Below are 12597 nucleotides of genomic sequence, written 5' to 3' on the forward strand. Positions count from 1 at the left end.
ATAGGCAGCGTGGTGCTTGGAATGGTGCAGCTCCATGATCCGCGCCGAAATGCTCGGCTCCAGGGCCGCGTAATCGTACTGCAGCTCGGGCAAGGTATAAATAGCCAAAATGACTCCTCATTCTCTTCGGCACCCCGCAGGACGCGGGTGCACTGTTCTTCGTTACTGCATCTCCGCGCAGCTGGCGGAAAACTCGTGTATCAGTGCTCGAGCATATCCAAGGGAACGCTCGCCTCGGTGCCGGGTATTCCCAGCTCGGACGCCCTTTTGTCGGCCATGGCCAACAGCCGGCGGATTCGCCCGGCAATCGCGTCCTTGGTCATCGGCGGCTCGGCCATGCGGCCGAGCTCGTCCAGGGACGCCTGCTTGTGCGCCACGCGCAGGGCACCGGCGTACTTGAGGTGCTCGGGCACTTCCTCGCCCAGGATCTCCAGGGCCCGGTCGACCCTGGCCCCGGCGGCGACGGCGGCCTGGGCCGAGCGGCGCAGGTTCGCGTCGTCGAAGTTGGCCAGGCGGTTGGCCGTGGCCCGCACTTCCTTGCGCATCCGACGCTCCTCCCAGACCATCAGCGCGTCGTGGGCGCCCATGCGGGTGAGCAGCTGCGCGATGGCCTCGCCGTCGCGGATGACCACGCGGTCCACGCCGCGGACCTCGCGCGCCTTGGCCACCAGGCCCAGGCGCCGCGCGGCGCCGACCAGCGCCAGCGCCGATTCGGGTCCGGGGCAGGTGATTTCCAGTGCCGAGGAGCGTCCGGGCTCGGTCAGCGAACCGTGGGAGAGGAAGGCGCCGCGCCACACGGCCTCGGCGTCGGCGGTGGAGCCGTTGACGATGACCGAGGGAAGGCCGCGCACAGGCCGTCCGCGCCCGTCGAGCAGGCCGGTCTGGCGCGCCAGGGCCTCGCCGTCGCGCACCACCCTGACCACGTAGCGGTTGCCGCGGCGCAGGCCTCCCCCGGAGACCACGATGATTTCCGAGGTGTGTCCGTAGACCTCGGCGATGGCGGCACGCAGCCGCCGGGCGGTGGCGGCGAGGTCAACCTCTGCCTCGATGACAATGCGCCCGGAAATGATGTGCAGTCCACCGCAAAAGCGCAGCATGGTGGATACCTCTGCCTTGCGCTCGGATGACCGCCGGATTTCAAGCCGGGACAGTTCGTCCTTGACGGAAGCCGTCAGTGCCATGGATTGTTTCCTAACTGCTGGGCTCGTCTGTGCTGAACGTGGTGAACACGTCGTGGTATGCGGCGGCAAGTCTCAAGGGGTCGTGGACTGCGCGTCCGGCACCAACCCCTACTTTACCGAAAAAGGTGCGGGCACCTAGCCGGGCCGCCGCCTGCGTGAACGCCTCGTGGTCCGAAATGGTCGCCGGGTCGGCCAGCACGGCGTCCAGCCGGAGCTCCGGCGCGTACCGGGAGATGACCTCCAGGTGCGCCGCGGCGTCCATGCCGCCGGTCTCCGCGGTGTTGGTGGAGAGGTTCATGGTCAGCAGCCGGCGGGCGGGGGTTTGCTGCAGCGCCTCGCGCATTTCCGGCAGCAAAAGGTGCGGCAGCACCGAGGTGTACCAGGACCCGGGGCCCAGTACGACCCAGTCCGCCAGCTCGATGGCGTCCAGCGCCTCGGTGCAGGCCGCGGCGTCGGCGGGTTCCAGGCGCACGTTGGAGACCAGGGCGCTCTCCCCGGCCTCGGCCAGTTTCGCCTGCCCCGAGATGCGGCGCCGGACCAGCCCGGTGCCGGCGTCTTCCTGCAGCACGTCCCCGGTGATGGTCAGCGGGGTGATGCTCATGGGCAGCACCTGGCCGCGGGCGCCGAGCAAGGCGCCGGCCCAGCGCAGCCCGGCCACCGGGTCCTTGAGCAGTTCCCACAGCGCCACGATCAGCAGGTTGCCCACCGCGTGCTTGTCGAGCGAGGCCGTCGTGCCGGGCTTGGAGGTGAAGCGGTGCTGCATGACGTCGCGCCAGGTCCTCCCCCAGTCGGTGTCGTCGCACAATGCGGCCAGCGCCATGCGCAGGTCCCCGGGGGGCAGCACGTCCAGTTCCTCGCGCAGGCGCCCGGAGGAGCCCCCGTCGTCGGCAACCGTGACGATGGCGGTCAGGTCGGTGGTGAGCCGGCGCAGCGCGGAGAGCGAGGCGGAGAGCCCGTGGCCGCCGCCGAGGGCGACCACGCGCACCACCTGGTTGTCCTCGGCGGAACGGGCGGGGGGCTGGATGGGGATGGGGCCGGTGAAAAACGCCATGGCGGACTACTCGCGACCCAGGTCCCGGTGCGTGATGTTCACCCGCACGCTGGGCAGCTGGGCCAGCCGGCGCCCGATCTCCTCGGCTGTGGCCACGGAGCGGTGCTTGCCGCCCGTGCAGCCCACGGCGATGGTTGCATAGTGCTTGTTTTCGCGGCGGTAGCCCTCGAAGACCGGTTCGAGGGCGCCGATGTAGCGCTCGATGAACTCGGCGGCGCCCGTGGCACCGAGCACGTAGTCGGAGACCTGCTTTTCCTTGCCCGTGTGCGGGCGCAGTTCCGGGACCCAGTGCGGGTTGGGGATGAAGCGGACATCGGCCACGTAGTTGGCGTCCGTGGGCAGCCCGTACTTGAAGCCGAAGCTCATCACATTCAAACGCAGCACTATGGGGCCGGACTCGGAGAAGAGCTCGGTGATGGAACGGGCCAGGTCGTGCACCGACATCTCGGTGGTGTCCAGGACGATTTCCGCTGCTTCCTTCAGCTCGCGCAGCACCTCGCGTTCGCGGTTGATCCCGTCGACGATCCGCTCGTCCTCCTGCTGCGGGTGCGGGCGCCTGCCCTGTTCGAAGCGGCGCACCAGCAGGTCGTCGGCGGCGTCCAGGAAGAGCACGCGGTAGGCGATGCCGGCGGCGGTCAGCGCGTTGAGGTTCTCGCGCAGCTGCGGGAAGAGCGACTTGGAGCGCACGTCCATCACCACGGCGAGCTTCGGGATGGAGCCGCCGGAGTGGGCCACGATCTCGGTGAGCATGCCCAGCAGCGTCGGGGGGAGGTTTTCCACCACATACCAGCCGTGGTCTTCCAGCGCGTGCGCGGCGGTGGTGCGGCCGGCGCCCGACATGCCGGTTATCACCAGAAGTTCGGACTCGGGAGGTTTCACGGGGGCAAGCTCGGAAGTCATGGTCCCTAGCCTAGTCGCCTTCGCGGGCACAACGGGCTAGTCAAGTACCTCTCCGGTCGTCATGTTCACTGCCGGCGCACCGGTTCCGGCCGCGGCCAGCGCGTCGAACACCGTGGCAGCAAGCGCCTTTCCGATGCCCGGGACCTCCATGAGTTCCTCCCTGGAGGCGGCGCGCATCTTCTTCATCGAGCCGAAGTGCTTGCGCAGCGCCTCGCGCTTGGCCGGGCCCAGGCCCTCGATGGTGTCCAGCAACGAGGTGGTCATCGAGGCCGAGCGCTTCTTGCGGTGGAAGGTGATGGCGAAGCGGTGTGCCTCGTCGCGGATCCGCTGGACCATGTACAGCGCGTGGGAGGCCCGCGGCAGGATCACCGGGAACTCGTCCTCGGGCAGCCAGAGCTCCTCCAGCCGCTTGGCCAGCCCGACCACGTAGATGTCGTCGATGCCGAGGTCTGCCAGCGCCCGGGAGGCGGCGGCGACCTGCGGCGGGCCGCCGTCGACGATGACCAGCGAGGGCGGGTAGGCGAACTTGCGCGTCGGCATGCGCTCGGAGGCGTCGGCGATGTCGATTTCGCCGCTGACCATCGGGACGGTGTCGGCCATTTCCGCCAGGTAGTTCCGGAAGCGGCGGGAGATCACGTCGTACATCGAGGCGGTGTCGTCGCGGGCCGCGTCCCCGGTGATCGCGAACTTGCGGTAGTCGCTCTTCTTCGGCAGCCCGTCCTCGAACACCACCATGGAGGCGACGACGTTGGTGCCCTGGGTGTGCGAGGCGTCGTAGCATTCGATGCGCAGCAGCGGGGTGGGCAGGCCCAGGGCGTCCTGGAGTTCCTGCAGCGAGGCCGAGCGGGTGGTCAGGTCCCCGGCGCGCCGGGACTTGTGCAGGCGCAGCGACTGCTCGGCGTTTTCCCGCACGGTTTCGGCCAGCGCCGCCTTGTCCCCGCGCATCGCCACGCGCAGCGAGACGGCCGAGCCGCGGCGTTCGTGCAGCCACGCGGCCACCTGCTCGGTGTTCTCCGGCAGCACCGGGACCAGCACCTCGCGCGGGATCCGGTCGTCTCCGGCCGCCTCGCCGTAGACCTGGGTGAGCAGGTGCTCGATGAATTCGGCCGGAGTGGAGTCCTCGACCTTTTCCACGACCCAGCCGCGCTGGCCGCGGATGCGCCCGTTGCGCACGTGGAAGACCTGCACGGCTGCCTCGAGTTCGTCCTCGTGCACCGCGAAGATGTCGGCCTCGGTGTTCTCGGCCAGCACCACGGCGTTGCGTTCGAAGACCCGGCGCAGCGCGGCGATGTCGTCGCGGTGGCGGGCGGCCTGCTCGTACTCGAGCTTCGAGACAGCATCGGCCATCTTGGCCTCGAGTTCCTTGATGAAGCGGGTGCCCTCCCCACCCATGAACTGGCACAAATCCGCGGCGAGCTGCTTGTGGTCCTCGGGGCTGATGCGTCCCACGCAGGGGGCCGCGCACTTGTCGATGTAGCCGAGCAGGCAGGGCCGCCCGGAGGATTCAGCGCGCCTGAACACCCCGGCCGAGCAGCTGCGCACCGGGAAGACGCGCAGCAGCGTGTCGAGGGTTTCGCGGATGGCCTTGGCCGGGTAGAACGGGCCGAAGTACTTGGTGTCCTTGCGCTTGTCCCCGCGCATCACCTGGGCGCGCGGGTACTTCTCCCCCATGGTCACCGCGAGGTACGGGTAGGACTTGTCGTCGCGGAAGACGATGTTGAAGCGCGGGTTGAACTCCTTGATCCAGGTGTATTCCAGCTGGAGGGCCTCGAGCTCGGAGCCCACGACGGTCCACTCCACACTCGTGGCGGTGTGCACCATGGCGTGGGTCTTGGCGGTCAGCGAAGCCGGGTTGGCGAAGTAGGAGTTCAGCCGTTGCCGCAGCACCTTGGCCTTGCCGACGTAGATGACCCGTCCCACTTCGTCGCGGAAGCGGTACACCCCGGGGTTGACCGGGATGTCCCCCGTCGCGGGGCGGTAGCTTCTTGGGTCTGCCACGAGTGCGCCTTCGCTGCTAGTCGGTGATGGGTGTCTGGTTGTAGGCGTCCACGCGCTCCTGGCCGGTGAGCTCCGCGATGGCATCGACGATCGCGTCGGTGGCGGCGCGGCGCTGCGGCAGCGGGTGCTTGCGGCCCAGGTGCTCGAATTGCAGCGGCTTGCCGAAGGCCAGGGTGAAGTGGTGTGGGGTGATCCGGTTGGTTCCGGCCGGCTGCAGCTTCTCGGTGCCGATGAGCCCGACGGGCACCACCGGCGCCCCGGTGCTCAGCGCCAGCCAGCCCACGCCGGTGCGCCCGCGGTAGAGCATGCCGTCGCGGGAGCGGGTGCCCTCCGGGTAGATGCCGATGCCGCCGCCGGTTTCCAGGATGTCGACCAGGGATTCCAGCGCCGCCACGGAGGCGGCCTGCTCCCCGCGCTGCACCGGGATGGAGCCCACGGACTCGAAGAAGGTCTTCATGGCCTTCCCCTTGAGGCCGGGGGTGGTGAAGTACTCGGCCTTGGCGAAGAACGCCACGTCGCGCGGGGTCAGCGCCTGGATGATGATGGAGTCCAGGAAGGAGAGGTGGTTGGAGGCGATGATCACGGGCCCGGTGCGCGGCACGTTTTCCAGGCCGGTGACGGTGGGACGGCACAGCCCCGAAAGCAGCCCGCGGATCGAGGAGCGGGTCATGGTGTACAGGCTCATTTAGGCGCTGGCTCCCTTGGTGGTGTCGGCCGTGAGCGATTCGCGCACCGCTTCCCCGGCGGCGTTGCCCAGCAGCAGGTCGGCGAGCTCGGCAAGGTCCGCGGCGTGGGCCCCCGCCCCCGCGGCGGCCAGCTCGCCGCTCTCGGCGAACCCCCAGCCGGCGCCGATGGACGCCATGTTGTTCTCGTGGGCGGCCTCGATGTCGTAGCGGCGGTCCCCCACCATCACGCAGCGTGCCGGATCCAGGTTGTGTTCGCGGATCGCCGCGGCAAGGATGTGGGTCTTGGACGAGGAGGTCCCGTCGCCCTCGTCGTCGTTGCCGAAGATCCCGTCGAGCAGCGGGGTGATTTCCTGCACCGCGAGCAGCTGGCGGGCAATGTGCGTGGGCTTGGCGGTGGCCACCAGCACCGTGGTGCCGGCGGCGCGCAGTGCGGCCAGCACCTGCCTCACTCCCGGGTAGGGCCGCGAGGCCGCCATGCCGGTTTCGGCATATTGCGCGCGGTAGGTTGCGATCAAAAAGCCGATGTCGTCGGCGGTGACGCCGTCGATGGAGGCCAGCCCGAGGGTCAGCGGCGGGCCGATCAGGGAACGGAGTTTTTCTTCACCCGGGTCGGGGATCTGCGCCTGCGTCAACGCATGGCGGATACCCGAGGTGATGGCCCCGGCCGGATCCACGAGGGTTCCATCGAGGTCAAGGAGCACGGCGGAGGGAGCAATCATCACTGTTGTATTCTCGCATGGACTGGGCGCTGCCGCCGTTCGTGCATGCCCGAAGCGGCATACACGAACGGCTTTGCCGGCTAGCCGAGCAGCGGCGCGAGGAACTTTCCGGTATAGCTGCCGCTCACCTTGGCGACCTCTTCCGGGGTGCCGACGGCAATGATCTCGCCGCCGCCGGAACCACCCTCGGGGCCCAGGTCGATGACCCAGTCCGCGGACTTGATCACGTCGAGGTTGTGCTCGATGGTGATGACGGTGTTGCCCTTGTCGACCAGGCCCTGCAGGACCAGCAGGAGCTTGCGGATGTCCTCGAAATGGAGGCCGGTGGTGGGCTCGTCGAGCACGTAGATCGAGCGGCCGTTGGAGCGTTTCTGCAATTCCGCGGCGAGTTTCACGCGCTGCGCCTCGCCGCCGGAGAGCGTGGTGGAGGCCTGCCCGAGCCGGACGTAGCCGAGCCCCACGTCCACCAGCGTGCGCAGGTGGCGGGCGATCGGGGTGAAGGCGGCGAAGAATTCCGCACCCTCCTCGATGGGCATGTTCAGCACGTCGGCGATGGATTTGCCCTTGTAGTGCACTTCCAGGGTCTCGCGGTTGTAGCGCGCACCATGGCAAACCTCACAGGGGACATACACGTCCGGCAGGAAGTTCATCTCGATCTTCAGCGTGCCGTCGCCCGAGCAGGATTCGCAGCGTCCGCCCTTGACGTTGAAGGAGAAGCGGCCCTGCAGGTAGCCGCGGACCTTGGCCTCGTTGGTCTCCGCGAAGAGCTTGCGGATGTGGTCGAAGACCCCGGTGTAGGTGGCCGGGTTGGAGCGCGGGGTGCGGCCGATGGGCGACTGGTCGACGTGGATGACCTTGTCCAGGTGCTCGAGGCCCTCGACGCGGGTGTGCCGTCCGGGCACCTGCTTGGCGCCGTTGAGCCGGTTGGCCAGCACCTTGTAGAGCACGTCGTTGACCAGCGTGGACTTGCCCGAGCCGGAGACCCCGGTGATGGCGGTCAGGACACCGAGCGGGAAGCGCGCGGTGAGGTCCTCGAGGTTGTTTTCGCGGGCACCCACGACGGTGATCTGGCGCTTCTTGTCGATCTTGCGGCGCTTGGCCGGCACCTCGATCTGCCTGCGCCCGGAGAGGTAGTCGCCGGTGATCGAGCGGGTGTTGGCCTTCAGGTCCTCCAGGGACCCGGAGTGCACGACCTCGCCGCCGTGTTCCCCGGCGCCGGGGCCGATGTCGACGATCCAGTCGGCCTCGGCAATGGTGTCCTCGTCGTGTTCGACGACGATCAGCGTGTTGCCCAGCGAACGCAGCCGGGTGAGGGTCTCGATGAGCCGGCGGTTGTCACGCTGGTGCAGGCCGATGGAGGGCTCGTCGAGCACGTAGAGCACGCCCACCAGGCCCGAGCCGATCTGCGTGGCCAGCCGGATGCGCTGGGCTTCGCCGCCGGACAACGTCCCCGCGGCGCGTTCCAGGTTCAGGTATTCGAGTCCCACGTCCAGCAGGAAGCGCAGGCGGGCCTGGATCTCCTTGAGCACCTGGGTGGCGATCTGCGCCTCGCGGCCGGTCAGCACCAGGTTGTCGAGGAACCCGGCGCACTCGCGCATCGGCATGGCGGAGACCTCGGCAATGGACTTGCCGTTGATCAGCACCGACAGGGAGGCGGCATTCAGTCGCGCGCCGTTGCACTCCGGGCAAGGGATCTGCCGCATGTACTCTTCGTACTTGTCGCGGGCGTTGTCCGACTCGGTTTCCAGGTGCTTGCGGTGGATGTACTGCACCACGCCCTCGAAACCGGTGGAGTACTTGCGTTCCCGGCCGAAGCGGTTCTTGTACTGCACGACGACCTTGTGGTCCTTGCCGTGCAGGATGGCCTGCCGTGCCACCGCGGGAAGCTTGTTCCACGGCGTTTCGAGCGTGAAGTCCATTTCGGCGCCCAGGCCCTCGAGCAGGCGGTTCCAGTATTCGCTGGTTGCGGTTCCGAGCGACCACGGCGCGATGGCGCCTTGCCCCAGCGGCATCTCGACATCGGGAATGATCAGGTCTTCGTCGACCTCGAGGCGCGTGCCGATGCCGCTGCAGGCGGGGCAGGCGCCGAAGGGGTTGTTGAAGGAGAACGAGCGGGGCTCGATCTCGTCGATGGCCAACGGGTGTTCGTTGGGGCAGGCCAGGTTTTCGGAGAAGGCGCGCACGCGACCCTCGTCTTCCGGATCGAGGTCCACGAAATCAATCAGGACCCGGCCCTCGGAGAGGTTGAGCGCGGTTTCGATGGAGTCGGTCAGGCGCTGGCGCACGGTGTCGTTGATGGCCAGTCGGTCGATGACGACCTCGATGGTGTGCTTGAACTGCTTTCCGAGCTTGGGCGGATCGCTGAGCTGGATCGTTTCGCCGTCGACCCGTGCCCGAGAGTAGCCCTTGGAGCCCAGCTCCTTGAACAGGTCGACGAATTCGCCCTTGCGGCCGCGCACGACCGGGGCCAAGACCTGGAATCGGGTCTTGGGTGCGAGCTCGAGCAGCTGGTCCACGATCTGCTGCGGGGTCTGCTTGGTGACGGCTTCGCCGCAGACCGGGCAATAGGGACGGCCCACGCGAGCCCAAAGCAGGCGCATGTAGTCGTAGATTTCCGTGATGGTACCCACGGTGGACCGGGGGTTCTTCGAGGTCGACTTCTGGTCGATCGACACCGCCGGCGAAAGCCCCTCGATGAAGTCGACATCTGGCTTGTCGACCTGGCCGAGGAACTGGCGGGCGTATGCCGAGAGCGATTCGACGTAGCGCCGCTGCCCCTCGGCAAAGATGGTGTCGAAAGCCAGGGAGGACTTGCCGGAGCCGGAGAGGCCGGTGAACACGATCATCGCGTCACGCGGCAAATCCAGGTCGACGTTGCGCAGATTGTGTTCACGCGCGCCCTTGACCACCAAGCGGGTCAAGTCGTGCGGACGGGAGGTTTCAAGGGAGCGGGAAGTAGCCACCAGAACATGCTAATCGAAAACTGGTTCGAATTGCGCGCACTTGTGAGCAATACGACCCGGTGCTATCCAAGCTGCGAACTGAACGCCGCACGCACGTAGCCGACAGCCGCTTTTTCGGAGATTCCCCAGCGAGTCGCAACGGCCGCAAATTCCGAGGCGGCATCCGCCACGGCGATGGATCCCTCGTCGCCGGTGGCCTGCACGATGGTGCCGTGGCGCCCTCGTGTCACGACCGCTCCGCTGGCTTCCAGTTCCTTGTAGACCTTTGCCGCGGTGTTCACCGCGAGCCCGAGCTGCTCGGCGAGCGCCCGGACCGGAGGCAGCTTGGTTCCTGCCTTGAGCCGACCCTTGGAGATGGCAACAAGTATCTGCTGTCTGACTTGTTGGTAGGGGGCGGTTTTATCCGTGCTGTCGAGAGCGATGAATGCCAGCGGATTGCTATCCATGTGTGCCGTCCTTCGTTGGTACCGGGGCAGGGCCTGCGCTTCAGACTATCGCGTGGTCATTGTCGTGCCACGTAAGGTGTTGTCATGAGTGAAATCTTCCTTGACCTCACCAATGTGACCGTCCGGTCCGTGAGCGTTTCCGAAATGTCGAACAACATCTACTTGGTGACCTCGAAGAGCGATGGCTCGCAGTTGCTGATCGACGCCGCCGACGATGCGCCTGCCATAGACGGGCTGGTCGAGTCGGCATCCTCCGACACAGAGGTTGCCACGAGGCTCGAAGGCATCGCCACGACACACCAGCATTGGGACCACATCAGGGCGCTGCATGAGTACGTGGAAAGCACCGGGGCGAAGACCTTTGCCGGTGCCGAGGACGTTGAAGGGATCGCGGCCGGTGCCGATGTGGCCATCGACGTTCCGCTGAAGCACGGCGACACCGTATCGGTGGGCACAACGGTCCTTGAGTGCGTGCACCTACGTGGCCACACCCCCGGCTCCATTGCCTATGTGCTTCGCGACGGCGGGACAACGGTCATTTTCAGCGGCGACTCGCTGTTCCCAGGAGGCGTGGGAAACACCCAGAACGATGCGGGACGCTTTGCATCGTTGCTTGATGACGTCACGACCCGGCTCTTCGAACAGTATCCGGATGATTCCCTGGTGCTTCCCGGTCACGGCGCGACGACGACGCTGGGTGCGGAACGCCCAAATCTGGACGAATGGCGAGTCAGGGGCTGGTAGGCACGACACTGTCGGTGGACCCCGGCGGTGATTCCGGGGTTCCCGGCAACGGCGGGGCCATCGAGCGGTACATCTGACCGCTGGGCGTCTTGATCAAGATCGTGTGCCGGGGACCCAGAATCACGAATTCTTCCCAGCCGGAAGTTTCTTTCGTGTGGTTGCACTGGACACATCGGCCATCCGTGTTGGCCTCCGTGGTCTTTCCACCCCTGGCCACTTGGTAAACGTGGTCATGATGGCGGATCGGGGCTCCGCAATAGGGCGTGCGGCAGTATTGATCACGTACGGAGATCAAGTCCTTCAGTTTCTGCGGAAGAATCCGTGCATCCGATTCCATAGCGACGAGTTGGCCGCTGACCGGGGCCGTGTATAGGCGGCGGATCCAGGCTTGCTCTTCGTTTTCACCGTCGGGACCGGTACGGTCACCCGTGATCAGCCATCGTGCGTATTCGGCGGATACGATCCCGTAGCCTTTGATGAATGCTGGCTCGCTATCGCCTGCAAAAAGGCACTTGTCGGTCATCGCGAGGTGAACCATCAGCGGCGGGCGCGAGGCCAGATTCTGCCCGGTGACGCACTCGACCACGGTGTCAGCCATGACCTGTGCATCAGTACGCTTGTCATCAATCGAACGACGCCGTGCAGCCGCCCTGGTCAGCGCTTCCTTGAATGCAACGCCTTGAACCACGGGGAGCAGGCCGCTCACTCGCATCATCCCGTCGGGGGTGGCCGTCACGGATATGCGTCGTTTCTTCATCGCGTCCGCGTGGTTGATCATGTCTTCGGTGCTATCGAACGCGAGGGCTTCCTTCTTGGCCCGGGCCAAAAGCTCCTTGTCACCGACGCCTTCCAGAGCACCCTGTTCGCCGGCAATTTCCCGGTCGATCAGTTCGCGGACACCGGGGTCCAACTGGTTGGTTTCGCGCACCAGAATCATGGCCCGGTCTTCGTTCAGCTCTCCACGCTCCAGGGCATTGAAGGTATAGGGCATGTGCTCAATCATGGATCTTGCGTAGGAGATAAACCGCGAACCGAGGTGCTGCGATTCCTTGCGGGCAAGCGCCACTTCGGCACCTGCACCGCGGTTCGGATTCTCCTTGTAGATGCCTTCATCCTCGTGTCGGGCAATGATGTCCTGCTCAAGCCCATAGGCTTCCTTGGCCTGGGCCGCGCAGATCGCTGCTTTGGCCCTTTCCAGGGCTGCGATCCGGGCTACCCTCGTTTGTTCCCCGACGCTCTGGGGCAGGTGGGTCATGGCTACGCCCACGTCGTCGATGAAGTCAACGTAATCATCACCTGGCTTTTGCGCCAACGCGCGCTCTCTGGCGGGCTTGGCCATGTCTGCCGGTATATGGCGATGGCCAAGGAGAATCTCCCCGGCAGCCTCCGCAGAGAGAGAAATCGGGTTCGACAAGTAGCCTTCGCACTCTTCGAACATATTTACTACTATACGCCCGATCGCCCCGGATGTGAAGACCTTGATGAATTTATTGATTCATAAAACATCATGTCAGACGAGCATTGTTAAAAAACTTCGCCTTCATCGTGAAATCGGGCGGGAAACCCCGGGACGACTACTTGAAGCTCATTCCTTGTGCCTCGCAGGCATTCTTGAACGATTCCTCGTCAGTAATGACCGGCCTGCCGGAGGCATCGGCGGACACCGCCTCGCGAATCGCATTGGTCGAGGAAGCCGCACCATGTTCTGCAGCCTTAAGCATGTTGGTGCTGCCGACGTTTCCCTCGTCCCTGTATCCACTGCCGAAGTGGATGCACGCGGTGTTTCCCTGGATATCGCGCTGGCGAAATTCGTCAGCCGAGGGTCCGCCGCAGGCGCCGAGCATCAAGGTCGCCACGGCGAGCGCAGGCAAGAATTGCTTCTTCATGCCTTCAGCCTATGAGATAGCGA

At 66.0% G+C, this 12597-nt stretch carries 11 protein-coding genes and 1 pseudogene; 1 reads left to right on the plus strand and 11 read right to left on the minus strand.

What is annotated here, in order from left to right; translation table 11 throughout:
• The 9 genes and pseudogenes from ACIPVK_RS00920 to ACIPVK_RS00960 form a co-directional block, all read right to left on the minus strand.
• Positions 1–108 (minus strand): annotated as a pseudogene (locus ACIPVK_RS00920) (superoxide dismutase); the annotation flags it as partial.
• Positions 109–200: 92 nt separating this feature from the next.
• On the minus strand, positions 201–1181 hold the full coding sequence (whiA, locus tag ACIPVK_RS00925; protein WP_407610107.1) for a DNA-binding protein WhiA: 981 nt from the start codon (positions 1179–1181) through the stop codon (positions 201–203).
• A 10-nt stretch (positions 1182–1191) separates the two neighbouring features.
• Entirely contained in the window at positions 1192–2232 is a 1041-nt protein-coding gene (gene yvcK / locus ACIPVK_RS00930; protein WP_407610108.1) for a uridine diphosphate-N-acetylglucosamine-binding protein YvcK, read from the minus strand.
• A gap of 6 nt (positions 2233–2238) precedes the next feature.
• A complete protein-coding gene (gene rapZ, locus ACIPVK_RS00935) occupies positions 2239–3132 on the minus strand; it encodes an RNase adapter RapZ (protein WP_407610109.1) in 894 nt (297 codons plus the stop codon).
• A gap of 36 nt (positions 3133–3168) precedes the next feature.
• Entirely contained in the window at positions 3169–5130 is a 1962-nt protein-coding gene (gene uvrC, locus ACIPVK_RS00940; RefSeq protein WP_407610110.1) for an excinuclease ABC subunit UvrC, read from the minus strand.
• A 16-nt stretch (positions 5131–5146) separates the two neighbouring features.
• Positions 5147–5815, minus strand: coding sequence for a lysophospholipid acyltransferase family protein (locus ACIPVK_RS00945; RefSeq protein WP_407607016.1), 669 nt, complete (start codon positions 5813–5815; stop codon positions 5147–5149).
• Positions 5816–6535, minus strand: a complete 720-nt coding sequence (locus ACIPVK_RS00950) for an HAD hydrolase-like protein (protein ID WP_407610111.1) — start codon at positions 6533–6535, stop codon at positions 5816–5818.
• A gap of 80 nt (positions 6536–6615) precedes the next feature.
• Positions 6616–9498, minus strand: coding sequence for an excinuclease ABC subunit UvrA (gene uvrA, locus ACIPVK_RS00955; protein WP_407610112.1), 2883 nt, complete (start codon positions 9496–9498; stop codon positions 6616–6618).
• A 62-nt stretch (positions 9499–9560) separates the two neighbouring features.
• Positions 9561–9944, minus strand: coding sequence for a GntR family transcriptional regulator (locus ACIPVK_RS00960; protein ID WP_407610113.1), 384 nt, complete (start codon positions 9942–9944; stop codon positions 9561–9563).
• Between the two features lie 84 nt (positions 9945–10028).
• Between ACIPVK_RS00960 and ACIPVK_RS00965 the strand changes: the two genes are divergently transcribed.
• Complete coding sequence (locus ACIPVK_RS00965) at positions 10029–10688, plus strand: MBL fold metallo-hydrolase (RefSeq protein WP_407610114.1); 660 nt, start codon at positions 10029–10031, stop codon at positions 10686–10688.
• On the opposite strand, the gene ACIPVK_RS00970 is transcribed toward ACIPVK_RS00965, so the two are convergent.
• Positions 10675–12102, minus strand: a complete 1428-nt coding sequence (locus ACIPVK_RS00970; protein WP_407610115.1) for a DUF222 domain-containing protein — start codon at positions 12100–12102, stop codon at positions 10675–10677. The two genes, ACIPVK_RS00965 and ACIPVK_RS00970, sit on opposite strands and share 14 nt — an antisense overlap.
• Before the next feature lie 160 nt (positions 12103–12262).
• Positions 12263–12574 (minus strand): hypothetical protein, encoded by a 312-nt coding sequence (locus tag ACIPVK_RS00975; RefSeq protein WP_407610116.1) that lies wholly within the window; start codon positions 12572–12574, stop codon positions 12263–12265.
• Positions 12575–12597: the final 23 nt, after the last annotated feature.

The organism is Paeniglutamicibacter sp. MACA_103, assembly GCF_045798555.1.
Classification (GTDB): Bacteria; Actinomycetota; Actinomycetes; order Actinomycetales; family Micrococcaceae; genus Paeniglutamicibacter.

Bases quoted from the DNA above. Each gene is read 5' to 3' on its own strand.
- whiA (WP_407610107.1), bottom strand. From the start codon at position 1,181: ATGGCACTGACGGCTTCCGTCAAGGACGAACTGTCCCGGCTTGAAATC.
- yvcK (WP_407610108.1), bottom strand. From the start codon at position 2,232: ATGGCGTTTTTCACCGGCCCCATCCCCATCCAGCCCCCCGCCCGTTCC.
- rapZ (WP_407610109.1), bottom strand. From the start codon at position 3,132: ATGACTTCCGAGCTTGCCCCCGTGAAACCTCCCGAGTCCGAACTTCTG.
- ACIPVK_RS00945 (WP_407607016.1), bottom strand. From the start codon at position 5,815: ATGAGCCTGTACACCATGACCCGCTCCTCGATCCGCGGGCTGCTTTCG.
- ACIPVK_RS00950 (WP_407610111.1), bottom strand. From the start codon at position 6,535: ATGATTGCTCCCTCCGCCGTGCTCCTTGACCTCGATGGAACCCTCGTG.
- ACIPVK_RS00960 (WP_407610113.1), bottom strand. From the start codon at position 9,944: ATGGATAGCAATCCGCTGGCATTCATCGCTCTCGACAGCACGGATAAA.
- ACIPVK_RS00965 (WP_407610114.1), top strand. From the start codon at position 10,029: ATGAGTGAAATCTTCCTTGACCTCACCAATGTGACCGTCCGGTCCGTG.
- ACIPVK_RS00975 (WP_407610116.1), bottom strand. From the start codon at position 12,574: ATGAAGAAGCAATTCTTGCCTGCGCTCGCCGTGGCGACCTTGATGCTC.